The 25,928-nt window shown below is 65.1% G+C and carries 23 protein-coding genes; 6 read left to right on the top strand and 17 right to left on the bottom strand.

What is annotated here, in order from left to right:
- Window positions 1-187 precede the first annotated feature (187 nt).
- The 8 genes from ABIB80_RS03660 to murJ form a co-directional block, all read right to left on the bottom strand.
- Window positions 188-868, bottom strand: a complete 681-nt coding sequence (locus tag ABIB80_RS03660; RefSeq protein ID WP_007598313.1) for an HAD family hydrolase — start codon at window positions 866-868, stop codon at window positions 188-190.
- Window positions 869-1,324: a Fur family transcriptional regulator gene (locus tag ABIB80_RS03655; protein ID WP_007598312.1), complete on the bottom strand. Its 456-nt coding sequence runs from the start codon at window positions 1,322-1,324 to the stop codon at window positions 869-871.
- A 38-nt stretch (window positions 1,325-1,362) separates the two neighbouring features.
- Window positions 1,363-1,848, bottom strand: coding sequence for a ribosomal protein S18-alanine N-acetyltransferase (gene rimI / locus ABIB80_RS03650; protein ID WP_007598311.1), 486 nt, complete (start codon window positions 1,846-1,848; stop codon window positions 1,363-1,365).
- The gene (gene tsaB, locus ABIB80_RS03645; RefSeq protein WP_007598310.1) at window positions 1,845-2,540 is read right to left on the bottom strand and encodes a tRNA (adenosine(37)-N6)-threonylcarbamoyltransferase complex dimerization subunit type 1 TsaB; all 696 of its coding nucleotides are present in this window, start codon (window positions 2,538-2,540) and stop codon (window positions 1,845-1,847) included. Before tsaB ends, rimI begins: the two co-directional genes overlap by 4 nt.
- Before the next feature lie 84 nt (window positions 2,541-2,624).
- Complete coding sequence (locus tag ABIB80_RS03640) at window positions 2,625-3,194, bottom strand: NifU family protein (RefSeq protein WP_007598309.1); 570 nt, start codon at window positions 3,192-3,194, stop codon at window positions 2,625-2,627.
- 172 nt (window positions 3,195-3,366) lie between these two features.
- A complete protein-coding gene (locus ABIB80_RS03635; protein WP_007598307.1) occupies window positions 3,367-3,861 on the bottom strand; it encodes a universal stress protein in 495 nt (164 codons plus the stop codon).
- A 107-nt stretch (window positions 3,862-3,968) separates the two neighbouring features.
- Window positions 3,969-5,021: a tryptophan--tRNA ligase gene (gene trpS / locus ABIB80_RS03630; protein WP_007598305.1), complete on the bottom strand. Its 1,053-nt coding sequence runs from the start codon at window positions 5,019-5,021 to the stop codon at window positions 3,969-3,971.
- Between the two features lie 67 nt (window positions 5,022-5,088).
- Window positions 5,089-6,645 (bottom strand): murein biosynthesis integral membrane protein MurJ, encoded by a 1,557-nt coding sequence (gene murJ / locus ABIB80_RS03625; RefSeq protein ID WP_007598304.1) that lies wholly within the window; start codon window positions 6,643-6,645, stop codon window positions 5,089-5,091.
- 125 nt (window positions 6,646-6,770) lie between these two features.
- Here murJ and ABIB80_RS03620 point away from each other — a divergent pair, with 125 nt between their 5' ends.
- Window positions 6,771-7,772: an adenosine kinase gene (locus ABIB80_RS03620; RefSeq protein WP_007598303.1), complete on the top strand. Its 1,002-nt coding sequence runs from the start codon at window positions 6,771-6,773 to the stop codon at window positions 7,770-7,772.
- A 118-nt stretch (window positions 7,773-7,890) separates the two neighbouring features.
- On the opposite strand, the gene ABIB80_RS03615 is transcribed toward ABIB80_RS03620, so the two are convergent.
- Together ABIB80_RS03615 and ABIB80_RS03610 are read right to left on the bottom strand one after the other, a co-directional pair.
- On the bottom strand, window positions 7,891-9,585 hold the full coding sequence (locus ABIB80_RS03615; protein WP_007598302.1) for an AMP-binding protein: 1,695 nt from the start codon (window positions 9,583-9,585) through the stop codon (window positions 7,891-7,893).
- A 78-nt stretch (window positions 9,586-9,663) separates the two neighbouring features.
- On the bottom strand, window positions 9,664-10,857 hold the full coding sequence (locus tag ABIB80_RS03610) for a serine hydrolase domain-containing protein (protein WP_007598301.1): 1,194 nt from the start codon (window positions 10,855-10,857) through the stop codon (window positions 9,664-9,666).
- A 348-nt stretch (window positions 10,858-11,205) separates the two neighbouring features.
- On the opposite strand from ABIB80_RS03610, the gene ABIB80_RS03605 reads away from it, so the two are divergent.
- Window positions 11,206-11,526, top strand: a complete 321-nt coding sequence (locus ABIB80_RS03605; RefSeq protein WP_007598300.1) for a hypothetical protein — start codon at window positions 11,206-11,208, stop codon at window positions 11,524-11,526.
- Between the two features lie 124 nt (window positions 11,527-11,650).
- A complete protein-coding gene (locus ABIB80_RS03600) occupies window positions 11,651-13,144 on the top strand; it encodes an NAD-dependent succinate-semialdehyde dehydrogenase (RefSeq protein ID WP_007598299.1) in 1,494 nt (497 codons plus the stop codon).
- 211 nt (window positions 13,145-13,355) lie between these two features.
- Here ABIB80_RS03600 and ABIB80_RS03595 read toward each other — a convergent pair whose 3' ends face one another.
- The 3 genes from ABIB80_RS03595 to ABIB80_RS03585 all read right to left on the bottom strand — a co-directional run bounded on the left by ABIB80_RS03595 (window position 13,356) and on the right by ABIB80_RS03585 (window position 17,775).
- Window positions 13,356-15,572 carry an SLC26A/SulP transporter family protein gene (locus ABIB80_RS03595; protein ID WP_007598298.1) on the bottom strand — a complete coding sequence of 739 codons (2,217 nt, stop codon included), beginning with the start codon at window positions 15,570-15,572 and terminating at the stop codon, window positions 13,356-13,358.
- A gap of 293 nt (window positions 15,573-15,865) precedes the next feature.
- Window positions 15,866-16,780 (bottom strand): phosphoribosylaminoimidazolesuccinocarboxamide synthase, encoded by a 915-nt coding sequence (locus tag ABIB80_RS03590; protein WP_007598297.1) that lies wholly within the window; start codon window positions 16,778-16,780, stop codon window positions 15,866-15,868.
- A gap of 77 nt (window positions 16,781-16,857) precedes the next feature.
- On the bottom strand, window positions 16,858-17,775 hold the full coding sequence (locus ABIB80_RS03585) for a pirin family protein (RefSeq protein ID WP_007598296.1): 918 nt from the start codon (window positions 17,773-17,775) through the stop codon (window positions 16,858-16,860).
- Between the two features lie 272 nt (window positions 17,776-18,047).
- Between ABIB80_RS03585 and ABIB80_RS03580 the strand changes: the two genes are divergently transcribed.
- Together ABIB80_RS03580 and ABIB80_RS03575 are read left to right on the top strand one after the other, a co-directional pair.
- Complete coding sequence (locus ABIB80_RS03580; protein WP_007598284.1) at window positions 18,048-19,109, top strand: helix-turn-helix domain-containing protein; 1,062 nt, start codon at window positions 18,048-18,050, stop codon at window positions 19,107-19,109.
- Window positions 19,110-19,254: 145 nt separating this feature from the next.
- Entirely contained in the window at window positions 19,255-20,679 is a 1,425-nt protein-coding gene (locus ABIB80_RS03575) for a serine hydrolase domain-containing protein (RefSeq protein ID WP_007598283.1), read from the top strand.
- Between the two features lie 6 nt (window positions 20,680-20,685).
- Here ABIB80_RS03575 and ABIB80_RS03570 read toward each other — a convergent pair whose 3' ends face one another.
- Complete coding sequence (locus ABIB80_RS03570) at window positions 20,686-22,053, bottom strand: MmgE/PrpD family protein (RefSeq protein WP_007598282.1); 1,368 nt, start codon at window positions 22,051-22,053, stop codon at window positions 20,686-20,688.
- A gap of 123 nt (window positions 22,054-22,176) precedes the next feature.
- On the opposite strand from ABIB80_RS03570, the gene ABIB80_RS03565 reads away from it, so the two are divergent.
- Complete coding sequence (locus tag ABIB80_RS03565; RefSeq protein ID WP_007598281.1) at window positions 22,177-23,292, top strand: FUSC family protein; 1,116 nt, start codon at window positions 22,177-22,179, stop codon at window positions 23,290-23,292.
- Window position 23,293: 1 nt separating this feature from the next.
- Here the strand turns inward: ABIB80_RS03565 and ABIB80_RS03560 are convergent, their stop codons facing one another.
- Genes ABIB80_RS03560 through ABIB80_RS03550 form a run of 3 tightly spaced genes read right to left on the bottom strand, consistent with a single transcriptional unit; the run spans window position 23,294 to window position 25,820 of the window.
- Window positions 23,294-23,944, bottom strand: coding sequence for a 2-hydroxychromene-2-carboxylate isomerase (locus ABIB80_RS03560; protein ID WP_007598280.1), 651 nt, complete (start codon window positions 23,942-23,944; stop codon window positions 23,294-23,296).
- Entirely contained in the window at window positions 23,941-24,429 is a 489-nt protein-coding gene (locus ABIB80_RS03555) for a DUF2867 domain-containing protein (RefSeq protein WP_007598279.1), read from the bottom strand. The genes ABIB80_RS03560 and ABIB80_RS03555 overlap by 4 nt, the downstream gene beginning before the upstream one ends.
- Complete coding sequence (locus tag ABIB80_RS03550; RefSeq protein ID WP_007598278.1) at window positions 24,426-25,820, bottom strand: MATE family efflux transporter; 1,395 nt, start codon at window positions 25,818-25,820, stop codon at window positions 24,426-24,428. The genes ABIB80_RS03555 and ABIB80_RS03550 overlap by 4 nt, the downstream gene beginning before the upstream one ends.
- Window positions 25,821-25,928 lie beyond the last annotated feature (108 nt).

The following is a 25,928-nucleotide window of genomic DNA, read 5'->3' as shown; positions in this document are numbered from 1 at the left end:
ACCCGGAAATGAGGTGGGAGGACCGCCCTCAGATATAGGCTGGGGCTGCGGAAATCCAGCGATTGGGGTCTTTTTGGTCGCATTCCGGGGCGCGGCGCAGTCGCGAACCCGGAATCCAGAGGTTTTGGCACGAGATTCCGAGTTCGATGCTGGCGCATCGCCCCGGAATGACGCCGAGAGGAGGGATTCAGCCCGCCAGAGTGTCCGCAGCGACCCGCCGGACCAGCTCCGGCAATTGCCGCATATCGTCGAACGTCAATCCGGCCCCCGCGCTCCGTAGTCTTTCGGCGTGGCCTGGCGGGCAATGGCTGCCACCGTGAAAGCCCAGCACGGTCATCCCGGCGGCATGCGCGCCGGTCACCCCGGGGACGCTGTCCTCGATCACGAGGCACCGCTCCGGCGCGACTTTCATCTGCGCGGCGGCGAACAGAAAAAGATCGGGCGCGGGCTTGCCGCGCGCGACCTGGCTCGCGGAAAAGATGTTCGGAGCGAGCAGATCGTAGAGACCGGCGCAGGTCAGGCCGTGGTGGATCTTCTCCGGCGTGCCGCTCGACGCAACGCATTTGGGCAGATCGATTGCACCAATCGCTGCCGCCACATGGGTGATCGGCTGCAAATCGCTGGCATAGAATTGCAGCGTCGCCGCATTCACCTGGCTCTCGAGATCGTCGGGAAGATTGCGGCCGATCTCCTGTTCGACCATTCGCCGCGCATCTTTCTCGGATACGCCGAGGAAGCGGACCAGCACCTGCTCCGATGTGATCGGATAGCCGTGCCGGGACAGCACATCCGCATGCGCGCGACAGGAGATCACCTCGCTGTCCACGAGCACGCCGTCGCAATCGAAGATGACGAGATCGATCGCCACTTAACTTGTGGGTTTGTCGTCGTCGAGCGGGACGCAATAGAGTTCGAGCCGATGATCGACCAGCTTGTAACCGAGCTTGCGGGCGATCTCCGCCTGGAGCTTCTCGATCTCCTCGGAGGTGAACTCGATCACCTTGCCGTCGCGCAGGTTGATGAGGTGGTCATGATGGCTGTCGCGCATCTGCTCGTAGCGCGCGCGGCCTTCGCGGAAATCATGGCGCTCGATGATGCCTGCATCCTCGAACAGCTTGACGGTCCGATACACGGTCGAGATCGAGATCTTGTCGTCGACTGCGACACAGCGGCGGTACAGTTCCTCGACGTCGGGATGATCGACCGCCTCCGCGAGCACGCGGGCGATGACACGGCGCTGCTCGGTCATGCGCATGCCGGTGGCGGCACAGCGCGCCTCGATGCCGGACGCCTTGGAAGCGGGGGAAGGTTTAAGACCAGTCATGTAATGTCCGCCTGACGGGGCGCTTTCTGCCATCAATGTTACGACAAGTCACGTCGCATCAGAAGTGCGTTCAATTGTTCCCCGTTCGGCTGCTTATAGTAGCGTTCGCGGCGTCCGACCACCATGAATCCGGTTCGGTCGTAGAGCCGCCGCGCCGGCTGGTTGTTTTCTTCGACTTCGAGAAATATTGTACGGACGCCGCGTCCTGCCAGGTGGCCGAGATGGGTCATCAGCAGTGTGCGAGAGAGGCCGCGGCCGCGATGGGCCTGGTCGACCGCGATCGAGAGGATCTCCGCTTCGTCCGCGCCGATCCGCGACACCGCGAAGCCCACGGTGTTGCGGCCGAGGCGCAACCGGTGCACCAGCGTGTTGCGCTCGCTGAGCATGCTCTCGAACTCGCCTTCGCCCCAACCGCGCGCGAAGGAGGCGCCGTGGAGCTGCGCGAGCCGTGCAACGTCGCGCGCGACAGCCGGCTCGACGACGGGCGTCCCGCCGCGCCACCATTCCGAGAACCATTTCATCATGAGCTTGCGGCTTGTGCTGCAAGCGGCAGTTGTGCGGGCGGCTTTGCGTCGGGCGCCCGCAGATAGAACGGCCGCGCCGGATTTGTTGCGGGATCGGCCGCGGCGCCAAGCCATGCCACCCAGCCGATGTCGGGCGCGGGCTGCGCGTCCACCGCGACCGGCTGCGGCATATCTTTCGGCCAGCGCTCGGCGAGGATGTTTGCGGCATTGCCGACCAGATGCGGTGCGCCGAATTGCGACGCCGCGATCGCTTCGTCGATGGGAGCGACGCCCGGCCGCACCAGCTGACTGCCGTCACCGGCCACGATCTGGAAATAGACGTGGTCGTGCCGCGCGTCGATCGCCGAGATCACCGGCGCCGCTCCGCTCTGGCCGACGACGGCGGCGGCATAGGCCGACAAGGTGGTCAGGCCGACGGCGGGCCGCTTCGCAGCGAGCGCAAGGCCGCGGGCCGCCGAAATGCCGACGCGCAGGCCGGTGAAACTTCCGGGGCCCATGGTGACCGCGATGCGGTCGAGCGCGGTGAAGGCGAGATTGGCTGACTGCATCACGCGCGCGATCATCGGCATCAGCGCTTCGGCGTGGCCGCGCTTCATCAGAAGCTGCTCCTGTGCGAGGAGCTGGCCGGAATCGGTGTCGAGAACGGCAACCGCGCACGCTTCCAGCGCGGTATCGATGGCGAGGATCAGCATGGAACGATCGTAGCACCATCTGTCATGGGATGCTCGCCATCATGGCCGGGCTTGTCCCGGCCATCCACGCCTTTGCGGACCAGCCTACATCGGTCGGACTTCGACCACGTCGGGGACGAAGTGCTTGAGCAGGTTCTGGATGCCGTGCTGGAGCGTCGCGGTCGATGACGGGCAGCCGGCGCAGGAGCCCTTCATGTTGAGATAGACAATACCGTCCTTGAAGCCGCGGAAAGTGATGTCGCCGCCGTCATTGGCGACCGCCGGCCGCACGCGGGTCTCGATCAGATCCTTGATCATGTCGACTGTCTCGGCATCGGCCTCGTCGAAGAATTCGTCCTCGTCGTCGAGATCGGAATCGCTCGCGGCGGCACCGTCGGCGAGCAGCGGCGCGCCGGACATATAGTGCTCCATGATGGCGCCGAGGATCGCGGGCTTGAGCTGTTGCCATTCACCGTTCGCCTTGGTCACGGTGATGAAGTCCGATCCGTAGAACACTCCGGTCACACCGGGGACCTCGAACAGCTTTTCGGCGAGCGGCGAGCGTGCGGCCGATTCGCGGTTGTCAAATTCCATCGGTCCGCCGTCGACCACGACGCGGCCGGGAATGAACTTCAGCGTGGCGGGATTGGGAGTGGCTTCGGTTTGAATGAACATGGTTTTCTCCAGACGTCGCCGGTTCAAGGCCGGCGCGTGCTCTATCCACTAGCAGATGGCGACGGCGAACGCACGGTCAAGGGGTAAGCTGGCCGTTCACCTGTTATATCAGCGGGTTAGGGTGCCCGCTTCTCCCTCCGCAGACCAACGAGGCGAGGTGAAGAGCAACAGCCTAAGACAGCGAATCCACGCTCTGGTCGCTCAGCGCGCCGGAAATGACCGTCACCGGCACCGGGAACGTGCCGAGCGCGTGCGCGAGCAGCGAGACCAATGGCCCCGGGCCCTCCGCGCCCGGGTTCGCGGCGAGCACCAGCATGGCGATGTCGGGATCCTCGTCGATCACCGCCAGCAGCTGTTCCATGGCGGCGCCTTCCCGGATCACCCGTTCCGGGGTGATCGCGGCGATGCCGTTGGCGCGGCCGGCGGCACGGTCGAGCGCGGCTTCCGCCGCCTCCTGCGCTTCGGCGCGCATGATGTCGGCGACCCCCAGCCATTCCTGGCTCTGCTGTTCGGGCTCGATGATGCGGAGCATCACCACACCGCCGCCGGCGCGGATCGCCCAGCGGCTGGCGTAATAGACCGCACGGTCCCACTCGGCAGTGTCGTCGACGATGACGAGGCATTTGGGCTTGTGACCCGGCTCGAAACAAAGTCGCTTGCTGGTCATGCATGTCCCGGAATGTGCACGGCTGACATGCTGCCACACTCCGTCGTGCTTGGGGAGAGCGGAAGCGGCCGGCGCCGTGACGTCGGCCGCGTTTTCGCGAACGCGCTTTAGCGCCGGCGGATGAAGCCGACGATGTCCTTCGAGAGCTTCATGGTCTCGTCGGCGATCGCGCGCGCCCGGTCGGCGCCGTCGTTCAGGATCGCGTCGATATGGCCGGGGTCGGCGACGAGGCGCTTCATCTCGCCGGCGATCGGCGCGAGCTTGGTGACGCACAAATCCACCAGCGCATTCTTGAAGCTGGAGAACTGGCCGCCGCCGAAATCCCTGAGCACGTCAGCCTTGGAGCGGCCGGAAAGCGCGGCGAAGATGCCGACGAGATTGTCGGCCTCGGGACGCGCTTCCAGACCCTTCTCCTCGGTCGGCAACGGCTCCGGGTCGGTCTTGGCCTTGCGCACCTTCTGCGCGATGGTGTCGGCATCGTCGGTCAAATTGATGCGCGAATTGTCCGACGCGTCCGACTTCGACATCTTCTTGGTGCCGTCGCGCAAGCTCATCACGCGCGTCGCCGGGCCCGTGATCAAGGGCTCCGGCAGCGGGAAGAACAGGCCGTCATTGGCGCCCTGGCTGCGGATCGACTCGGCGAAGTCGTTGTTGAACTTCTGCGCGATGTCGCGCGAGAGTTCGAGATGCTGCTTCTGGTCCTCGCCGACCGGAACGTGGGTGGCGCGGTAAAGCAGGATGTCGGCGGCCATCAACACCGGATAGTCGAACAGCCCGACGGACGCGTTCTCGCGGTCTTTGCCGGCCTTCTCCTTGAACTGGGTCATGCGGCCCAGCCAGCCCATGCGCGCGACGCAGTTGAAGATCCAGGCGAGTTCGGCGTGGCCCGAGACCTGGCTCTGGTTGAACACGATGTGCTTGCTCGGATCGATGCCGCTGGCGATGAACGCCGCGGTCACCTCGCGGGTGTTGCGTGCGAGTTCGACCGGTCCACCCCAGACGTCCACGCCCTGCGTGATCGCGTGCATATCGACGACGCAATAGATGCAGTTGTGGGTTTCCTGCATCTTCACGAAGTTGACGATCGCGCCGAGATAATTGCCGAGGTGCAGATTGCCCGTCGGCTGGACGCCCGAAAAAACCCGTTCAACGAATGCCATGGCAGCTTTCCTGCAAGATACGGGGCGTCGTTTCCAACAGCGGCGCTGCCCCGTCAAGGGTATTTCGCTAAACTCGGGCGCCGGGATCGGGCTGGGCGGGGCGCTTCAAGGCACCGGCCGCCTCGCGCCAGGACGCGACGCGGAGGATTTGCAGGAGCAAGCCATAGACGACGATTCCGGCGGCGATCTGTGATCCCAGCGCAATGAAGCGGATGAGCCCATGGGCCTCCGAAGGCAAGAGGCCCGCCGTCAGCCACAGCAGGCCGCCCATGACGAGCGCGGCGAGCACGATCCGCGGCAGCCGGTTGCGGGCGGCGGCATCGACCGAGAAGCCGAATTCACTGTTGCCTTTCCGGAGCAGCGAGATCGCACTGCTCCAGGCGCCGGCGGCAATGCTGGCAGCGATCCCGCTCGCGCCGAAGAAATGACCGAGCAGGACCGCGAGCGCGACCGCGACCACGAACCCTTTGGCAGTCGCAAGCAGCGGCGTCATCGTGTCGCCGCGGGCAAAATAGGCTGGCGAGAGCGCCTTGATCAGCACATGCGCCGGCAGTCCCAGCGCCAGCCACATCAGGGCGCACGCCGTGGCCGCACTGTCCTCCGCGCCAAAGGCGCCATGCTCGAACAGCAGCCGCACGATCGGCTCCGCCAGCACGATCAGGCCGAGCGTCGCCGGCAATGCCAGCCCGGTCGCGAGTTCCAGCGCGCGCGATTCGGCATGCGCAACCGCGTCACGGTCACCGCTCCTCACCGCGTGCGTCAGCTCCGGCACCAGCACCGTACCCATGGCGACGCCGACAATGCCAAGCGGCAGCTCGATCAGGCGGTTGGCGAAATAGAGCCAGGAGACCGCGGCGGGCGTGGCGGAGGCGATGATCGCACCGGCCACCATCAGCCATTGCGGGCCGGAGCTCGCGATCATGCCCGGGATCGCCTTGGCGAAGAAGCCGCGCATGTCCTTGTCGAAGCTCACGCGCAGCGGGTTCGCCAGACGCGCACTTCGCTGCGACAGCAGCATCAGGAGCTGCAGCAGGCCGGCGATGCCGACGGTGGCCGCCAGCATCCACGCGGCGAAGGTTGCATCGGCGTGCCCCAGCAGGAGTGCTGCGATCGCGGCGATCAGCGCGATGTTGAACAGCAGCGGTGAGAACGCGGTGAGTGCAAAGCGTCCCTGCGCGTTGAGCAGGCCCATCAGTACCGTGACGGGTCCCGCGAAGGCGAGATAGGGCAGCATCAGCCGCGCATTCTGGACGGCGAGATCGAGCGATGCGCTGCCGACGAAGCCCGGCGCGATGATCATGATGATCAGCGGCATCAGAAGTGCAATTACGACCGAGATTGCGATCAGGCCCGCGCTCACCGTGCCGAGCACGCGTCCCGCGAACGCCGCCGCAGCCGCCTCGCCTTCGCTGTCACGAACGCGCAGCCAGGCCGGGATCAACGCCGCATTCAAGGCCCCCTCGCTGAGCAGGCGCCGCACCACATTGACGAGCTGAAATGCCGCCAGAAACGCGTCCGCCACGGCGCCGGTGCCGAGCAGCGCCGCGATCAGGGAATCGCGTGCAAAGCCCAGCAGCCGTGAAGCCAGTGTCCCCGTCGAGACGGTCAGGAAGGAGCGGATCATCGGAACTGCATAATACCGTTGCTTGCCCGCGGAGGGCCGGCCGTGATAGGCCGCGAGCCAGATTTCAGACCGACAGGAAGCGGATTTCCGCGGGTATCGCAATCCGCCAAACAGGATCAAGGTGAATGGCTGACGTGAAATATGACGTTCTCGGCATCGGCAACGCGCTGTTCGACGTGCTGGTCAAGACCGACGAAGCCTTTCTGGGCAAGCACGGCATGACCAAGGGCAGCATGTCCCTGATCGACGAGGCGCGGGCCGCCGCCATCTACAAGGACATGGGTCCGGCGACGGAAGTTTCCGGCGGTTCGGCTGCCAACACCATCGTCGGCATCGGCAGCCTCGGGGCGCGCGCCGCCTATGTCGGCAAGGTCAAGGACGACCAGATCGGGAAGCTCTACGTCCACGACATCCGCGCGGCCGGCGTCGCCTTCAACACGCCCGCGGCGAAGGACGGCCCTGCGACCGGCTGCTCCTACATCCTGGTGACCGATGACGGCGAGCGCACCATGAACACCTATCTCGGCGCCGCGCAGGATTTGTCGCCCGCCGACATCGACCCGGCCGAGATCGCCGCGGCCGGCATCGTCTACCTCGAGGGCTATCTCTGGGACCCCAAGAACGCCAAGGACGCCTTCGTCAAGGCGGCCAAGATCGCCCATGATGCCAGGCGCAAGGTGGCGCTGACATTATCGGATTCCTTCTGCGTCGATCGTTATCGCGACGAATTCCTGGGGCTGATGCGCAACGGCACCGTCGATATCGTGTTCGCCAACGAGTCCGAGCTGCATTCGCTCTACCAGACCTCGGACTTCGACACGGCGCTCAAGCAATTGCGCAACGACGTCAATCTCGGCGTGGTCACCCGCAGCGAAAAGGGCTGCATGGTGGTTTCGGCTGAAGACGCCGTCGCAGCGCCGGCGTCTCCGATCGCGAAACTCGTGGACACCACCGGCGCCGGCGACCTCTTCGCTGCCGGCTTCCTGTTCGGTCTGGCGCGCAACCTGCCCTACAAGCAGTGCGGCGAGCTCGGCGCGCTCGCGGCCGCCGAAGTGATTCAGCACATCGGCGCGCGTCCGCAGGTGTCGCTGAAGGAGCTGGCTGAGCAGCGCGGGTTGACGGTTTAAGGTGGACTCTCTCTCACCCGTCATTGCGAGGAGCGCAGCGACGAAGCAATCCAGACTGCCTCTGCGGAAAGATTCTGGATTGCTTCGCTGCGCTCGCAATGACGATTGAGTTGGCAACCTACGCAGTCTTCGCGGCCTTCAGTCCAAGCCGTTGCTCCACCTCGTCGCGCATCAGGAATTTCTGGATCTTTCCGGTCACGGTCATCGGAAACTCGTCGACGAATTCCACGTATCGCGGAATCTTGTTGTGGGCGATCTGGCCGTCGCAGAAGGCGCGCACCTCTTCCATCGTCAGCGTCTCGCCGGACCTGACCCGGATCCAGGCGCAGAGCTCCTCGCCATAGCGGGTATCCGCAACGCCGAAGATCTGCACGTCCTGAATCTTGGGGTGCCGATAGAGAAATTCCTCGATCTCGCGTGGATAGAGGTTCTCGCCGCCGCGGATCACCATGTCCTTGATGCGGCCGACGATGTTGCAATAACCCTGGTCGTCGATGATGGCGATGTCGCCGGTATGCATCCAGCCATTGGCGTCGAGCACATCCGCGGTCTTCTCCGGCTCCTCCCAATAGCCCAGCATCACGCTGTAGCCACGGGTGCAGAGCTCGCCCCGTTCGCCGCGCTTGACGATCTTGCCGTCGAGATCGACGACCTTGACCTCGACATGCGGATGGATTCGCCCGACCGTCGAGACGCGGCGATCGAGCGGATCGTCGACGGCGCTCTGGAAGCTGACCGGGCTCGTCTCGGTCATGCCATAGGCGATCGTGACCTCGCCCATGTTCATCTCGCTATTGACGCGCTTCATCACCTCGATCGGGCAGGGTGCACCGGCCATGATGCCGGTGCGCAACGATGTCAGATTGAAGTTCGAGAATTCGCTGTGGTCGAGTTCGGCGATGAACATCGTCGGCACACCGTACAGCGCGGTGCATTTTTCCTGCTCGATCGTCCGCAGCGTCGCGAGCGGATCAAACCCCTCGCCGGGATAGACCATGGTCGCGCCGAGCGTGACGGAGGCGAGATTGCCCATCACCATGCCGAAGCAATGATAGAGCGGCACCGGAATGCAGATGCGGTCCGCTTCGGTCAGGCGCATGGCGCGGCCGACGAAATAGCCGTTGTTGAGAATGTTGTGATGGGTCAGCGTCACGCCCTTGGGCGATCCCGTCGTTCCACTGGTGAACTGGACGTTGACGGCATCGTCGAATTGCAGGGAGGCACCGAGCGCGGCGAGCTGCTCACGGTGCGGGGGTCCGGCCATGCCGGCGACCTCGTCGAACGGAATCGTGCCCGGACAGGCGGGGCCGCCGATCTGGATCACGATGCGCAAGTCCGGCAGCCGCGCGGCGCGCAATTGCCCGGGCTTGGCGGTCGCAAGCTCCGGCAACAGCGTGTTGAGCATGTCCATGTAGTTGCTGGTCTTGAACGCCGTCGCGGTGACGATGGCGCTGCATCCGACCTTTTGAAGCGCGAATTCCAGCTCGCTCAGCCGGTAGGCCGGATTGATCGTCACCAGGATAAGGCCGGCCTTGGCGGCGGCGAATTGTGTCAGCGTCCATTCCGGCCGGTTCAGCGACCAGATGCCGATCCGTTCGCCGCGTTCGAGACCGAGCGCGACAAAGCCGGCGGCGAGCGCGTCGACCCGCTCGGCAAACTCCCTCCATGTCCACCTCACGCCGTGGCTGGGCGAGACCAGCGCCTCGCGATCGCCCCAGCGCCGCGCGGCCTGATCGAGGCTGCGCCCGATGGTGTCGCCGAGCAGCGGCGTGTCGGAGATGCCGCAAACGTAACTGTCGGCTTTGTCTGCCAAGATCATGTCCTCCAGTCAGGTGCGTGACGGCCGGGACAACAAGCCCGGCCGTGACGCGTCGTGAGAGTCAGGCGCGCCTTACGCCGCCTTCTGCCCGCTGCCGGCATCGAGCCCGGCATAGACACCGCGCTCGAAGCCGGCAAAAGCCTCGAGACACTTTGCGTCGGCGAATGGCAGCAACTGCATCAGGATCACGCCGGTGACGTCGCGCGCCGGGTCGATCCAGTAGTAGGTGTTGGCGAGGCCCGCCCAGGCGAGGCTGCCCGCGCTGCGCCCCTCGGCGGTCTTGGCGGTGTTGATCATGAAGCTGAGGCCCCACTTCTTCACCTGCTCCGGATAGAGATCGACGTCATTGGTGTACATCGGCGCCGCCGTGGTCATCTTGCCCATGGCGAGATCGCCGATGTGGTTCTGCCCCATCGTCGCGATGGTCTCGGCCTTCAGCACCTGATTGCCGTTGCCGCGGCCCTTGTTGAGGATCATCTGGGTAAACCTGATATAATCGGCCGCGGTCGAATAAAGGCCGCCGCCACCCATATGGAATTCCGGCTCCTGTTCGAGCTCGAACGGGATCGCGGCGAGCTGGCCATCCTCGCCACGCGCATGCATGCCGACCAGGCGCTTGCGCATGTCGGCGGTGATCTTGAAAGCGGTATCGCTCATGCCGAGCGGTGCGAACAGATTGTCGCGCAGATAGGCATCGAGGCGCTTGCCGCTGACGGCTTCCACCGCCTTGCCGACGAAATCGATATTGGTGCCGTATTCCCAGCGCGTGCCGGGGTCGGTCATAATAGGCGTCTTCAATGCCGCGTTCTGGCAGGTGGTGATGGCGGGGATGCCGTTCTTGTCCAGATAGACCGCGAGATCGCCGTTCCACATGTTGTAGCAGAAGCCTGCCGTGTGGGTCATGAGCTGGCGCAGCGTGATCGGCCCCTTGGCTGGCCGCAGCTTGGCCTCGCCCTTGGCGTCAAAGCCTTCGAGCACCTGCGGCTTGGCGAGATCAGGCAACACCTCGCCGATCGGCGCATCCAGCGACAGCTTGCCCTGTTCGACGAGCTGCATCGCGCCCGCTGATGTCACCGCCTTCGTCATCGATGCGATCCAGAACACGCTGTCGGCGGTCATCGCATCCGGCTTGGACAGGTCGCGTTTGCCGAACGCGCCCTGATACAGCACGTCGGTACCGCTGGCAGCAATGGCGACGACGCCGGGAATCTCTCCGGCTTCGCTCTTCTGGCGCAGAATCTGATCGATCTCAGCTTTGCCTTGCATACGCGTTTCCTCCGGTTTGATTATTGTTGGAAGCGATCGATTGTCCTCCCGCGTCCGCCGCCCGGCAAGCACATCCGCGTACCTGCCGCGGTCGCGATGTCGTGACTTGACGGTCCGTCACCCACGCAGGACGACAATAGGCCGAACCGCAACACGCAGTCACAATCTTCGGTGGATGTCCGCAACCAGCCGTGCCCTTGGATGGGCCTGGGCGAAATGTTTCGAAAGTTTTCGAGCACTTGAAACATTTTGTGAGTTGTGGCGTTCAGCACCGGGCCCAATCGCGGGCAAACGTTAAGACTTGATGCAAATTTGGCGGCCGCCCACCGGCCGCCAGGGGGACCTCAGATGATTTCGACCTGGAGCGAATGGAAGCGCTATCCCCGTGCCGGACGGGGCGAAAACCTGGAAGCGCCGATCGCGCCTGGGATCTATGAGGTCCGCATCGCCGGCACCGGTGCGCTCTATTCGTTCGGCGCGGTCGACAATCTGGCGCAGGCGCTTGCGCTGCTGCCGGTCGGCTCGAAGTCCTGGTTCGGCCGCCGCAACGCGTCCGACGTCCCCGATCTCGAATACCGGACCTGCGCGACCTCCTCCAAGGCCGACGCCAAGGCGGCCGCCGAGCGCATGATCGGGCGGCGCGAGACCTATCTGAGCGGCGCGGCGTAAGGACGCGCCGCTCCTAGCCTGGCTCCCAGCAGATGTGCGTTGCGGGACGGTGCATTGCGCGCCGCTTCTCCCTATATTCCGGCCGAACCGGAACAGCCCGCAAAAGCCCCGCAGGAGCAACGCCATGACCCCGTCCGCCGCCGCACGTGCCCAGCACGCCACGTCCAATTTGCGCGACCGGTTGAAGGACCCGTCGCTGCTGAAGGAGGCCTGCTACATCGACGGCGCCTGGGTCGGCTCGCCGGTCTTCGCGGTCAACAATCCCGCCACCGGCGTCGAGCTTGCAAAGGTTCCGCAGCTCTCCGCGGATGATGCCACCAGGGCCGTCGAAGCAGCCGAACGCGCCTTCCCGGGCTGGGCCAAGCACACCGCCAAGCAGCGCTCCAATATCTTGCGCAAATGGTTCGAGCTGATCATCGCCAATCGCGAGGACCTCGCGCTGATCCTCACCTCTGAGCAGGGCAAGCCGCTCAGTGAAGCGCTCGGCGAGGTCGACATCGGCGGCGCCTATGTCGAATTTTTCGCCGAGGAAGCCCGCCGCGTCTATGGCGAGACCATTCCGACGCAGCGGCCGGATGCGCGCTTGCTCGCGATCAAGCAGCCGATCGGCGTCTGCGGCGCGATCACGCCGTGGAATTTCCCGAACTCGATGATCACACGAAAGGTTTCGCCGGCGCTTGCGGCCGGCTGCACCGTGGTGCTCAAGCCCGCCAATGAAACGCCGCTGTCGGCGCTGGCGCTTGCCGCGCTCGCGGAGAAAGCCGGCGTGCCCAAGGGGGTGTTCAACATCATCACCGGCGATGCCGCGCCGATCGGCAAGGTGCTGTGCGAGCATCCGGCCGTGCGTTTCGTCGGCTTCACCGGCTCGACTGCGGTCGGCAAGATTCTCTACCGGCAGGCCTCCGTCGGCGTGAAGCGGCTCGGCCTCGAGCTCGGCGGCAACGCGCCGTTCATCGTGTTCGACGACGCCGATATCGATGCGGCGGTCGAAGGCGCCATCGTCTCGAAATACCGTAACATGGGCCAGACCTGCGTCTGCGCCAACCGCATCTACGCCCAGGACAAGATCTACGACGAGTTCGTGCAGAAGCTGTCGAAGAAGGTCGCGGCGATGAAGATCGGCGACGGTACGGAAACCGGCGTCACGCAAGGCCCGCTGATCAATTTGAAAGCGGTCGACAAGGTCGAGCGCCACATTGCGGACGCCGTGAAGCGCGGCGCCAAGGTCGTCACCGGCGGCAAGCGCAGCGAGCTCGGACGCTCGTTCTTCGAGCCGACGGTGCTCTCCGACGTCAAGCCGGACTCGCTGGTGGCGCAAGAGGAAACCTTCGGCCCGCTCGCGCCGGTGATCCGCTTCAAGGACGAGGCCGACGTGATCGCGATGTGCAACGCCTCGCCGTTCGGGCTCGCCTCCTACTTCTACTCCCGCGATCTCGGCCGCGTCTGGCGCGTCGCCGAAGCGCTGGAGTCGGGCATGGTCGGCGTCAACACCGGCCTGATCACGACCGAAGTCGCGCCCTTCGGCGGCGTCAAGGAAAGCGGCCTCGGCCGCGAAGGCTCGCATCACGGCATGGAAGAATATGTCGAGATCAAATACGTGATGATGGCGGGGGTGTAGGGCTCGCCATCATTCGCGGATGTGATGAACGCAATGCCCCCTCCAGGGTCGTCCTGGCGAAAGCCAGGACCCAATACCCCGGCGAGGCGTTTGGCGGAGATTGGTGGTCCGGTACTTCCACCGCCTGCGATAGATAGATTCCGCGGTATGGGTCCTGGCTTTCGCCAGGACGACATCCAATGTGTGGTGCGCTAGTTGCGCTACGGCCTCGCTACCGCCGCAACACCGCGATCGTGCGGTTCGCGAATGTCAGCCGCTCCGCCATGACCGACACGAAATAGGTCAGCAGCTTGTGGCTGAGTGCGGGATCCTCGACCTTGATCGCGTCGAACTGGTGCGTATTCAGCACGTAGAGCACGCTGTCGACTTCGGCCTGGATGGTGGCGCTGCGCGGTGTCTGTGACACCAGCCCCATCTCGCCGATCGTGGTGTAACGGCCGAGGCTGCGCACGCGCGTGGTGCGGTCGTCGTCGGCAGGAATCATGATACCGACGCGGCCGTCGAGGATGAAATGCATGGAATCGGCGGGATCGCCGGCTTGCACGATGACCTCGCCGGCTTCGACCTCGATGCGCTGGCAGCGGCGGATCAGTTCGTCGGCGCCATCCTCGCTGCCAAGCATTCGCGTGAACCAGTCGCGCAGGCTGGCTTCTTCCTGCGCCAGCTCCTGATGCTGCGAGATGAGCTCGTTCTCGCACCATTCCAGCGCGCGATCGAGCTCGGGGATGATGGTGACGCCCTCGCCGACGAAGTCGCTGGAGCGCAGCACCTTCTCGGCCGTGGCCGACAGATGCACCAGGATCAGCTCGACGCCGAGTTCGCCGGCGCTGCGCTTGATCTGGGCGAAGCTATAGGCAGCCGATGAATCGACGCCGGTGACGAGCTTGAAGTCAAACAGCAGATAGCGGCATTCGGGCCGCTCCTGCAGCAGCCGCTTGACGTGCTGGTAGAGCCGGTTGGCGGAGCCGAAGAACAGATAGCTCTGGAGATTGAGTCCCTGGATCTTGCCGCCATGGGCCAGCAGCACGTCCTGATCGTCGCGCGAGCGGTCGAGCGAGGAGCGGTACTCCGAGCCGTCGAAACTGTACTTGATCGACTCCACCCGTGCGGCGCTGAACGCAAACGTCGCGCAGCCGATGATGACGCCGATCAGGATGCCCGGCACAAAACCCCAGGCGACGATGATCGCGATGATGGTGATCAGCGACAGATATTCCAGCTTCGACAGCCGCTTGCGCGACTCGACGATCCATTTGTGCAGCTGGTCGGCGCCGAGATAGAGCAACAGGCCGCCGAGCACGAATTTGGGGATGAAGCCAAGCAGCTCGGGTGCGACGGCGAGCACCAGCAGCGACAGCGCTGCGGCCGTGAGGCCGGACAGGCGCCCGCGGCCGCCGCTGGAGAAATTGAGCATCGAGCGGCTGGTCGAGCTGCAGCCGGGGTAGCCGCCCAGCACGCCGGTCAGGATATTGGCGGCGCCGGTGACGTTCAGCTCAGATTCCAGATTGGCTTCGCGATGCGTGGCCACCTCGATGCCGGTGGTGTTGAACAGCGTGCTCGATGCCGTGACGAAGATGACGGCGACGACATTGCCAAGCAGGTCCGGGATGGCAAACCAGGGATATCGGGCGAGATCGTCGCTGTGCCAGGGCAGCATGAAGACCGCTTGCGGCGGGGACTGAAAGGTCCAGCCCAACGTGCGCGCGTCGTCGAAGGAAACGCCGGTGATCCAGAATGCCAGATGCGCGGTGAGCACGCCGCCGACCAGGATGATCGGCAGTCCGAACGGGCTGCGCGAGCGGTGCCAGGTGAAATACAGCACCAGCGCCATCGCGCAGGCGGCACCCAGCTCCAGCAGGATGGTACGGTTGGCGAAGTGCGACAGTGTCGCGAATTGCAGGGGATGGTCGGTGATCACCCGGACCGCACCCATGACGATGAGAAGTCCGGTTGCGCCGAGGAAGCCGCCGACCACCGGATAAGGCACGTAGCGGATGGCGCGGCCAAGCCGGGTCAGGCCCAGTCCACACAGCACCAATCCTGTCAGCATCGTCGACAGGCCGAGCGTGATCAGGACCGGTGACAGCAACGGCGCTGGCAGGTTCGCCGTCTCGATGCGTTCGACCACGGAGGCCGCCAGGATACCCGTCACCGCCGCGGTCGAGCTGTCGGGGGCTGCAATCGCGAAGGGCAGGGAGCTGCCGAGCGCGACGACGGCCGCAAGCACCGCAGAGCTGACGAAGGTTGCCGTGATGCCGTAGGACAGATAGGGCGACAACGGCCCCGCGAAGATCAGCAGCGAGTAGGACAGTCCGAATGTGACGGTCAGGACGCTGGCGGCGCTCCCGCCCAATATATCATTCAGCGCGCGCTTGAGAGCCGGATTAAGCCCGGTCGACGGAGTGAAGCCAATCGCTGGATCTGTCACGCCGTGACACTCGCTCGTGAATATTCCCCTCCGAGAGGTAGACGACTGCGAGCCCAGCGCAACAGGATTCTTGCAAGCCGGATGGAAGAAACCGAAGCGCCCGCCATTCGTCGTCGTCCTGGCGAAAGCCAGGACCCATTACCCCGGGGAGCAGTTTGGCGAAGTCTGTGCATTCGGGATTTGCACCGAACGCACGCGAGAGACCTCGCGGTATGGGTCCTGGCTTTCGCCAGGACGACGCCGGGGAGGCATCGAGCCGGCGGGCAATGACGGAGCGGGACGAAACAGCCGAGCTAAATCTTCAGCTCACTCCCCGTCACCCGGCGGTATGCTTCCAGATATCGCTTGCTGGTCGCGTCCACCACGCTTGCGGGCAAAGGCGGCGGCGGGGCGTCGCCATTCCAGCGGCCGGCGCGGCGTTCGACGTCGAGATAGTCGCGCAGCGGCTGCTTGTCGAAGCTCGCCTGCGGCTGGCCGGGCTTGTAGGCGTCGACGGCCCAGAATCGCGAGGAGTCCGGCGTCATGACTTCGTCGATCAGGATGATGCGGCCGTCCTTGTCGCGGCCGAATTCGAACTTGGTGTCGGCGATGATGATGCCCTGCTCGCGGGCGAGCTCCTCGCCGAGCGTGTAGATCGCGCGCGTCATGCTCTCGAGCGTGTAGGCCGTCTCGTCGCCGACGACCTCGCGCATCTTCGCGATGGTGATGTTCTCGTCATGGCCGGTCTCGGCCTTGGTCGCCGGGCTGAAGATCGAAGGCTCCAGCTTCTCGCTTTCGACAAGGCCTGCTTTCAGCTTCTCGCCGGCCAGCGTCCCGCTTGCCGCATATTCCTTCCAGGCCGAGCCCGAGAGATAACCGCGGATCACGCATTCGATCGGAAATACCGTAGTGCGGCGGCACAGCATGGCGCGGCCGAGAATTTCGGCGCGATGCGGCTTCAAGGCCGGCACAGCGGCGATGATCTCGTCGGTGTCGGCGCTGATCATGTGATGCGGCACCACGCCTTCGAGCTCGCCAAACCAGAAGGCGCTGATTTGCGTCAGCACCGCGCCCTTCATCGGAATGGTCTCGCCCATCACGACGTCGAAGGCGCTGATGCGGTCGGTGGTGACGAGCAGCAGGCGGTCGTCGTCGACGGCGTAGATATCGCGCACCTTGCCGCGCCCGATCTTAGGCAGGGGCAGGTCGCTGGAGAGCATGGCGGTCATCGGCAGAACTTTCGGAGCAAGGCCTTGCGACAGGACATCCGGCCGCGCCTGATCGCGCGACCGGAAACCGGGATAGCCTATTCCGGCAGCGGAATGAACTCATGTTCCTGCGGAACTGCGGCGAAGCGGCCGGTTTTCCAGTCCTGCTTGGCCTGCTCGATCCGCTCCTTGCTGGAGGAGACGAAATTCCACCAGATGTGGCGCGGGCCCTCCAGGGCGTCGCCGCCCAGAAACATCATCCGCGTGGCCTTGAGCGCCCTCACCGTGATGCGGTCGCCCGGACGGAAGATTAGCAGTCGCGGCCCCTCGTAGCGCTCGTTCGCGATCTCGACCTCGCCATCGACGACGTAGATGGCGCGCTCCTCGTGATCGGGATCGAGCGGCACGATCGCGCCCGCGACCGCCGTGACCTCGGTATAGAACCAGGGCGACACCATCGAAACAGGCGAGGTGACGCCGAAGGCCGAGCCCGCGATCACCTTCGCGGTGAAGTCGCGCTCGGAGACCATCGGCAGGTCACCCGCGCCGTAGTGCTGGAACGACGGTGCGATCTCTTCCGATCCGGCCGGCAGCGCGATCCAGCTTTGCAGGCCCAGCATCTTCTGCCCCGAGGCGCGCTGCACATCCGGCGTGCGCTCGGAATGCGCGATGCCGCGGCCGGCTGTCATCAAATTCATCGCGCCGGGCTGGATCTCCTGGATGTTGCCCTCGCTGTCGCGATGCATGATCGCGCCGTCGAACAGATAGGTGACGGTAGCAAGCCCGATATGCGGGTGCGGCCGTACGTCCATGCCCTTGCCGGAGACGAATTGCACCGGCCCGAAATGATCGAAGAAGATGAAGGGTCCGACCATCTGCCGCTTGCCGTGCGGCAGCGCGCGCCGCACCGCGAAGCCGTCGCCGAGATCGCGCGTGCGCGGCACGATGACGAGATCGAGCGCATCGCAGGACATGGGATCGCCGAGCACGGGATCGTTCGAGGGTTGCCAGCTCATGGTAGGGCTCCTTTTGGCTTTTTCGAGCTAAATCGTAGCAGGATTTCGTGCGGCCGTCGCGGCTAAGCCTGGGCCACACACTCCGCCGTCATCGCCCGCGAAAGCGGGCGATCCAGTACGCCGCGGCCTATCGGTTCGATCACTGCCGTCTCGGCGTACTGGATCGTCCGGTCAAGCCGGACGATGACAGCTGTGGTGCGGATGGTGCTTGAAAACATACGCCTGACGAAGGATGTTTGGCTGATGTCAACCGCGACCCATCGCATCACCCGATGACCCTTGCCGCAACCGAGCTCGCCTTTCGCGCCGCCGCCGTGGCGCTGCTGCTGGTGCTGGCAGCGTCATTGCTCTCGGATTTCCGCAATGTGCTGGCAGCCCGGCTCGGTGCGGCCTTTGCGCTCGGCTCGGCCGCGCATGCTGTGAGCTATTCCGTCGGAACTTCATCGCTGGTCCCGGCATGGCATGCGCCGCTGATCGCGGTGTCGACCGGCAATATCGTGGTGTTCTGGCTGTTCACGCGCGCATTGTTCGACGATGAGTTTCGCCTGCGCCGGTGGCACGGATTGACCTGGGGGTTGGTGACAGCGTTCAGCTTCGTCAGTTGTCTCTGGATCGCACCCGGCGGGCATGTCCGGTTCGCCGTCACCGCGGTGAACCTGATTGTGCTCGGCTTCATTGCGCTCGCGATCATGCAGACGATCGGCTCATGGTCGGCCGATCTGGTCGAGCGCCGCCGCCGTGTTCGCATCTTCATCGTCTGTGCTGCCGCGCTCTATGGCGGATTGAACGCGCTGCTCCAGATCCTTGTCGCCGGCAGCGAGGTCGGCGATGTCGCCAACACCGTCAACGCCGGCGTGCTCGCCGGCATCGTTGTGGCCATCGTCTATGCGATGATGCGGGTCGACGGCGCCGACCTGTTTCCGGCCGCCGCGGAGGCTGCGCCGGCGATCGCGGCGAGCCAGCCTGTGGGCGAGGACGCCGCCGACCAAAAGCTGATCGACGCCCTGATGCGGCTGATGGCGCACGAGCGGATCTATCGCCAGGAGAACATCAGCATCGGCGTGCTCGCGGGCCGGCTGAAAATTCCCGAATACCGGCTCCGTCGGCTGATCAACCAGGGGCTCGGCTACCGAAATTTCAATGTGTTCCTGAACAACCACCGGATCGAGGAGGCCAAGGCCGCGCTGGCCGATCCCGCTCAGGCCGAGGTCCCCGTCATCACCATCGCGATGGACTCTGGCTTCCAGTCGCTCGGCCCTTTCAACCGCGCCTTCAAGGCCGTGACCGGCGTGACGCCGACGGAATACCGGCGGCTCAAGGTGAATGCTGTCTAGGCCTTAGTGCACTGAAATATCTAGAGTATCTCAGAATCGGCGAGCGTCTCGCGGTTTCCAGCTACGCCGTTTTCCAAATTCGGCGAGCGGGCATCGCGTGAATGCCGCTTCGTCTCCGGCACACGCCTCAAGCCGGAGCAAGCCCGTGACCCGCCGCAAGATTGTCCTTCTCACCGCCACCATCGTCTTTGCCGGCCTCGCGCTCGGCGCGGTTCGCGCCCATGACGTGCCCAAGGTCGCCACCGGCTTCATCGCCGACGTGCTCTGTTCCGAGACGTTTGTCTCGGGCCTCGATGTCAGGCGTAATTTGACGGAGACCATTGATGCGATGCCGGGCGCCGGTTTGCTCACCTGGGCGATGGACTATCAGGTCGATCGCGCGCGCAAGGACGTTACGGTGACGCTGTTCGGCATTGGCCGCAGCCATGCCGTGTATCGCGAGGGCCTCGGCTGCACGCTTGAGCACGGTGCGGAGATTGCCGACGTCCGGCTGCCGCCTGATGACAGGCAGCCGGCGTTGTTGCCCGAGATCGCCGGCCCCGCAATCGTGTCGCCGCAAAGCCCGGAGCTGTCAGCCGCGCTCGATCGCGCCTTCGCTGAGCCGACATCGCCGCCATTCCGCCGCACCCGCGCAATCGTCGTCATGAAATCGGGTCGCGTCATCGCCGAGCGCTATGCGGACGGCATCGGACCGGAGACGCCGCTGCTCGGCTTCTCCATGACCAAGTCCGTGATCTCGGCTCTCACCGGGATTCTCGTGCGCCAGGGCAGACTGAAGCTGGACGGGCCCGCACCGGTCGCCGCCTGGACAAATCCGGACGATCCGCGTCACGCCATCACCCTCGATCAATTGCTGCGCCACACCGCCGGCCTGGCGCTCGGCAGCTCGCTGCAGGCCTCGCTCGGCTCGGCGTTCGAGCCGGTCAATCGCATGAAATTCGTGGAGGCCGACATGGCCGCCTATGCCGCGAGCATGCCGCTTGCGACCGCGCCGGGCACCGTGTGGAATTATCACGATGGCAACACCATCATGCTCGCGCATCTGATCCGCAAGGCCGCCGGCGGCAATTCCGAAGGAGCGCTTGCCTTCGCGCACCACGAATTGTTCGTGCCGCTCGGCATGCGCCACGTCACGCTCCAGCTCGACGGCGCCGGCACGATCAAGGGGTCGAGCGAGATGCTCGCATCCGCGCGCGACTGGGCGCGGTTCGGCCAGCTCTATCTCAACGACGGCGTCGCCGGCGGCAAGCGCATCCTGCCCGAGGGCTGGGTGAATTATTCGGTGTCGGCGACGCCCAATGCCTGGGTCGGTATCGGCGCCGGCTTCTGGACCAACCAGGGCGACAGCTTTGGCGCGACCTTCCGCGTCGAGCACGGCTGGCCGCGTGATGCCTTCTTCGCCAAGGGCACCATCGGTCAGTACACGATCGTGATTCCGTCGGAACGACTCGTGATCGTGCGGTTAGGCCGTTCGCCGAACGCGCCGCCGGAAGCCGACGGTGTGTTCGATCTGGTGCGCGACGTGGTTGCGGTTACGCGCGAGAAGGGAAAGCTGGCGGGGGTGAATTGAGGTGCTTCACCTCCCCAGCTCCGTCGCCTTCGCCACGCGATCGAACCGCTCCAGCGTCATGATCGCGTCCGCGAATTTCTCCGCGCGCGCGTTCAGCACCGGGCGGGCCAGCGTCAAAAACTTCTGCTGCATCGCCCGCGCATCGGGGAAGGAGGTCGGCTCTCCCGAGGGATCGGCATAGAGCCGCTCGTGCACGCCGTCGTCCGTCGTGATACTCACGCGCGCGCCAAAGGGGTGAGTGCGGCCGACTTCGAGACGATCGTCCTGTACCACGTCGAACTTGTCGGCGAGCGCGTCGATGGCTGCGTCCCCAAGGCGGGTGTAGTCGTCCCAGCCAAATGACCCCTGATCGAGCGCGAGCGCGCCGGTGAAGAACATCGAGAACTGGCCGCCGACGATCGAGGTCGGGTGCCGCTTGGTCGCGGCGTCGCCGGTGAGCGTGATGCCGTTGCGATGCAGGCCGATCTCCACCCGCTTGACCTGATCGGGTGTCAGATTGTGCTCGCGCCGCATCGCGATCAGCGCGTCGATCGCGGCGTGGGTATAGCGGCAGCTCGGATACGGTTTGACGCCGATCTTCATGGTCTCGTAGGTCTTGCCGAGCTCGGCGACCGCCTTGTCGGGATGCGCATCGTCGGTGTAGCCGGCGAGCAGGCCATGCTTGCCCTCGACGGATTCCGTCGCGCCGACGAAATCGTTGCGCGCCAGCGTCGCGGCGATCACGCCATTCATCGCGGCGGCGCCGACCTGGTAGCGTTTGTTCCAGGCGCCATTGACCAGGAATTGCAGCGAGCCCGCGGCTTGGCTGCCGGCGACTCCGAAGGCGGCGATGAGCTGTTGCTCGGAGAGGCCGAACAGTTTGCCGGCGGCCGCGGCTGCGCCATAGGTGCCGGCGGTGGCGGTCGGATGGAAGCCGCGGGCATAATGCGAGGTCGGGTCGAGCGCGTTGCCGAGCCGGCAGCAGACCTCATAGCCCGCCACGATCGCGGTCAGCACGTCGCGGCCCGACGCGCCGACCATCTCGCCGACGGCGAAGGCGGCCGGAACGACCGGCGCGCTCGGATGCAGCGAGGAATCCGCATGCGTGTCGTCGAAGTCGAGCGAATGGCCGAGGGCGCCGTTGAGCAGCGCCGCGACCGCCGGCGTCCAGGTCTTGGTGTCGCCGAACACGGTGGATTCGCCCTTGGTATCGAGCGCAAGCGCCTCCAGCATCTTCAGGATCGAGGGGGTGGATTCCGCTTCGCTGCGGGCGCGGATGGCGCTGCCGAGGAAGTCCAGCGTCAGGACTTTTGTCCGATCCAGCACTTCCGTCGGAATATCCTGGAATTTCAGGTTGGCGACATAGGCGGCGAGCGTTGCGGTTTCGTGAGCCATCGTGTTTCCTCGTTTTGGCGCGCAAGTTAGGCGGGCTGATTTGGCCTTTCAAGCGGCCTCGGGGCTGCGGGCATCAGCTATGCTTTTGGCTGGCTTACGAGGGTTGGACGGGGATACGCGACCATGGCATTCGCAGGAGAGCTGTTCGACCGGGTCTGGTCGCGAAAGACCCAATTGGGGCTGGCGGTCCGGGTCACGGTGGCGGCCACCGGCGCCTACGCGCTCGCCACCGCGCTGCATCTCTTGTTGCCGCTCTGGGCCGTCCTCACGTCCATCATCGTGACCCAGATGAGCGTCGGGCGCTCGCTGAAGGCGACACGCGACTACATGCTCGGCACCATCGGCGGCGCGATCTATGGCGGCGCCATCGCAATCCTGATCCCCTATTCCGGCGAACTGGGCCTGCTGGGTCTGCTGGTGCTGGCCGTGGCGCCGCTTGCCTTTGTCGCATCGATCTATCCGAATCTGAGCTCTGCAACGGTGACGGCCGTGATCGTGCTCGTGCTTCCCTCGATGCATCATGCCGATCCCATGGCCTCTGCGATCGATCGCGTCAGCGAAGTCGCGGTCGGCGCGGTGACGGGGCTGCTCGTCTCCTTCCTGGTGCTGCCCTCGCGCGCGGTGCGGCAAATCCGCGCCAGCGCGGCAAAACTGCTCGAATTGATCGCGGAGGCCTTCACCGAATTGCTCGCGGGCCTGACGCGCGGCCGCGACAATGACGCGCTGCATCGGATTCAGGACGGTATCGGCACCGCAATGGTGGGCATGAATACCATTGGCGCCGAAGCCGAGCGCGAGCGCTCGGCGCGATTGTCGAGCGGGCCGGACACCGGCCCGTTGTTGCGCACGATCTTGCGGCTGCGCCATGACGTCGTGATGATCGGCCGCTCGACCGTGGTGCCGTTGCCGGCCGAGGTGCAGACACGGCTTGCCGCACCGCTGACGGAAGTCTCGACCGTGATCGCGCGCTTCCTGCGTTCGGCGGCCGCAGCCTTGCGCGAGGGCGCCGGCGCGCCGCCGATCCACCCCGTGCATGTCGCGCTTCAGCACTATGCCGAGGCAGTCGCCGCCGTGCGTCAGGATGGCCTGATCCGCGGCCAGCCCAGCGACACCGCGGAGCGCTTCTTCGCGCTCGGCTTTTCGCTGGAGCAGATGCACCAGAATCTCTGCGATCTCGATCGCGTCGTCGGCGAATGGTCGGAGGCCGCGACCGACAAGCCCGCGCGCGTGGCGGAGTGAGCTAGCGCCGCGTCAGGCCCTTGTCCTGCATGCGCCAGACCAGCAAATCGATGCGGTCCTGGCCGAAGAACGGCTCGTTCTCGAACACGAAGGTCGGCACGCCCCAATGGCCGGAGGCGGCGTGGTCCTTCTCGTTCTCCGTGATCACCTGCTCGTAGCGATCCGGGTCGGCGGTGATCGCGGCATCCATCGCGGCGAGATCGAAGCCGGCCTTGTCGGCGGCGCGCGCAAGATGATCGCCTTCGTTCCAGCCCGCCACCGAGCCGTCCCACAGCACGCGGGCGATCGCGTCGGTGAATGCGAGCGAGCGTCCCTCGAGCTGCGCCATGGCACCAAGCCGGGTCAGGCGGTGGATGTAGGGTTGCTCGGCCGCGACGTCGAATGTTGTCTTGTCCTGGACGATCGGATCCGGCCTCGGAAAGCGGAACGGAATGCCCTCGTGCTGCGCCACGCGCCTGCTGTCGAGCACCACATAGCGAATGAAGTTCGGGCTGGCCTTCTTGAAAAACCCGGGCACTCGGACTGCGAGCGGATAGACCGGCCGCAAATTCACCGCCAGATCGTAGTCTTCGACGAGCTTCAGCGTCTTGGGCAGCGCCAGATAGCTGAACGGGCTGCGAAAGGAGTAGAAGAGGTCGACGGAGAGCGTCACCGGGCCGGCTCCGCAATCCGCCCCATCATGCTGCGGGCCACAAGCTTGTGGAAGGGCGTGATGAGCGCGAGGTAGGCGCGGCCCAGCCGATTGTTAGTCCGCACCAGCGTGGTCAAGGTGACGTGGCGCGGCACCGCTTCGCCGGCCACATCGACCACGATGCGGAAGTCGAGATGATAATCATCGAACCCGGCGACCAGCTGCTCCGGCGTTTCGCTCAGCACCGGAAACAAGCCGATCAAACCGCCCGGCGCTGGCGTGCCCTCGCCCGATGTCTTCAATCCAAAGGGCGTCACCAGAATGTTGCGCAGGCGTGTCAGTGCACCGATCCAGCGCGGTCCCTGCAACACCATCCTGGTGCAGGCCTCGCGGGCATTCACCGGTGCTGTGCCGATCTCTACGCGAAAGGCGTCGATGAACTGCGCACCGGCCAGCAGCGTGCCGGCGTCAACATCGGGGGTAACTTCGCGGACAGTCCCGTTCATCCCGCCAGTCTGCGCGTCAGCATCCGGAAGCGCAAGATCAGAAGTCCGGCATAGACGAACGATCCGATCGACAGTCCGATCCAGACACCGACCGCGCCGAGATCGGCGTGAAAGGCAAGCCACCAGGCGATGGGAAAGCCCACGCACCAATAGCCGATCGCGGCGAATACCAACGTCATCCTGGTGTCATTGATGCCGCGCAGCGCGCCGCCCATGATGGTCTGGATGGCATCGGCAATGAAGAAGGTCGCGCCGACCAGCAGCAGCGTTGCGGTCAGCTCCACGGTCGCCATGCTGGCTTCGCTGCTGCCGAAGAACAGCCGTCCCAGCTGATAGCGGCCGAGAATGATCGCAACGGTCAGCGCCGAGACGAACGCGATCCCGATCACGGCGGCGACGAGACCTGCGCGCTTCACTGCGGCCGGGTCGCCGCGGCCGAAGGCGTGGCCGACCCGCACGGTGGCCGCCATGCCGATACCGAGTGGGACCATGAACAGCACGGCGGTGACCTGGAGCGCGATCTGATGCGCCGCGAGCGCAGTGATCGAGATCAACCCCATCAGCAGCGCCGCCGAAGAGAACAGGCCATATTCCAGCAGCAGCGAGAACGAGATCGGGGCGCCGATCGCGATGAGTTTGCGCATCAGGGGCCAGTCGATTCGCCAGAGATGGGCAAGCGGACGATAGTCCGCGAACGGCTTGCGCAGCCCCGCAATGGCGAGCGTGGCGACGAACGTGCCGAGATTGACGATGGTGGTCGCAAGCCCCGCGCCGAACAGGCCGAGCTCCGGCAGGCCGAACAGGCCGTGGATCAGGGCGTAGACCAATGCGGCATTGACGGGGATCGCCGCGAGCGTGATCCACAGCGGGGCCTGCGGCCGGTTCACCGCGCTCATCATGCTGCGCAGCGCGATGAAGCCGAGCGCCGGCGCGATGCCCCAGGCGAGGCCATTCAGATAACGCTGGGCGAGCGCGGCCGAGTGCGGCGCCTGACCGAGTGCGACCAGGATGTGCTCGCCATAGAGCGGCGAGGCCATCATCGGCAGCGAGATCAGCAACGCGACCCACAAGCCGACGCGCAAGGAGCGGCGGATGCGTCTGATATCGCCGGCGCCAAAGGCCTGCGCGACCAGCGGCGACACCGCCGCCATCAATCCGAGCCCGAAGGTGAAGCTGACGAAATAGACCGTATGCGCCAGCGCTGCTGCTGCGACCGCGCTCTCGCCGAGCCGCCCGATCAGCGCGAGATCGGTCGTGATCATCGCGATCTGCCCGAGCTGCGTCAGCATCATCGGTACGGCCAGCCGCAGCGTCTCGACGAATTCGTCGGCGAGAGGATTTGGCGGCACGCCGGCTTGCGGCTGCGAACGAGGCTGGATGGTGTCGAGCATGGCCGGGTCAATAGCACAGCCGGGCGACGAAAACATGGCCTCGCGCGTGTCCCGGACGCGCTGCAGCGCGAAGCGATGCTGCGCAGAGCCGGGACCCAGAAAATCGCG

Source organism: Bradyrhizobium sp. i1.15.2 (genome assembly GCF_040548425.1).
Classification (GTDB): Bacteria; Pseudomonadota; Alphaproteobacteria; order Rhizobiales; family Xanthobacteraceae; genus Bradyrhizobium; species Bradyrhizobium canariense.
Note: the sequence above shows the minus strand (reverse complement) of the source record. Positions and strands in the feature narration are given on the sequence as shown.

Excerpts from the sequence above, each read along its gene's own strand:
- ABIB80_RS03655 (WP_007598312.1), bottom strand. The coding sequence starts at position 1,324 with ATGACTGGTCTTAAACCTTCCCCCGCTTCCAAGGCGTCCGGCATCGAG.
- rimI (WP_007598311.1), bottom strand. The coding sequence starts at position 1,848 with ATGATGAAATGGTTCTCGGAATGGTGGCGCGGCGGGACGCCCGTCGTC.
- tsaB (WP_007598310.1), bottom strand. The coding sequence starts at position 2,540 with ATGCTGATCCTCGCCATCGATACCGCGCTGGAAGCGTGCGCGGTTGCC.
- ABIB80_RS03640 (WP_007598309.1), bottom strand. The coding sequence starts at position 3,194 with ATGTTCATTCAAACCGAAGCCACTCCCAATCCCGCCACGCTGAAGTTC.
- ABIB80_RS03635 (WP_007598307.1), bottom strand. The coding sequence starts at position 3,861 with ATGACCAGCAAGCGACTTTGTTTCGAGCCGGGTCACAAGCCCAAATGC.
- trpS (WP_007598305.1), bottom strand. The coding sequence starts at position 5,021 with ATGGCATTCGTTGAACGGGTTTTTTCGGGCGTCCAGCCGACGGGCAAT.
- murJ (WP_007598304.1), bottom strand. The coding sequence starts at position 6,645 with ATGATCCGCTCCTTCCTGACCGTCTCGACGGGGACACTGGCTTCACGG.
- ABIB80_RS03620 (WP_007598303.1), top strand. The coding sequence starts at position 6,771 with ATGGCTGACGTGAAATATGACGTTCTCGGCATCGGCAACGCGCTGTTC.
- ABIB80_RS03610 (WP_007598301.1), bottom strand. The coding sequence starts at position 10,857 with ATGCAAGGCAAAGCTGAGATCGATCAGATTCTGCGCCAGAAGAGCGAA.
- ABIB80_RS03605 (WP_007598300.1), top strand. The coding sequence starts at position 11,206 with ATGATTTCGACCTGGAGCGAATGGAAGCGCTATCCCCGTGCCGGACGG.
- ABIB80_RS03600 (WP_007598299.1), top strand. The coding sequence starts at position 11,651 with ATGACCCCGTCCGCCGCCGCACGTGCCCAGCACGCCACGTCCAATTTG.
- ABIB80_RS03590 (WP_007598297.1), bottom strand. The coding sequence starts at position 16,780 with ATGACCGCCATGCTCTCCAGCGACCTGCCCCTGCCTAAGATCGGGCGC.
- ABIB80_RS03585 (WP_007598296.1), bottom strand. The coding sequence starts at position 17,775 with ATGAGCTGGCAACCCTCGAACGATCCCGTGCTCGGCGATCCCATGTCC.
- ABIB80_RS03580 (WP_007598284.1), top strand. The coding sequence starts at position 18,048 with ATGACCCTTGCCGCAACCGAGCTCGCCTTTCGCGCCGCCGCCGTGGCG.
- ABIB80_RS03570 (WP_007598282.1), bottom strand. The coding sequence starts at position 22,053 with ATGGCTCACGAAACCGCAACGCTCGCCGCCTATGTCGCCAACCTGAAA.
- ABIB80_RS03565 (WP_007598281.1), top strand. The coding sequence starts at position 22,177 with ATGGCATTCGCAGGAGAGCTGTTCGACCGGGTCTGGTCGCGAAAGACC.
- ABIB80_RS03555 (WP_007598279.1), bottom strand. The coding sequence starts at position 24,429 with ATGAACGGGACTGTCCGCGAAGTTACCCCCGATGTTGACGCCGGCACG.
- ABIB80_RS03550 (WP_007598278.1), bottom strand. The coding sequence starts at position 25,820 with ATGCTCGACACCATCCAGCCTCGTTCGCAGCCGCAAGCCGGCGTGCCG.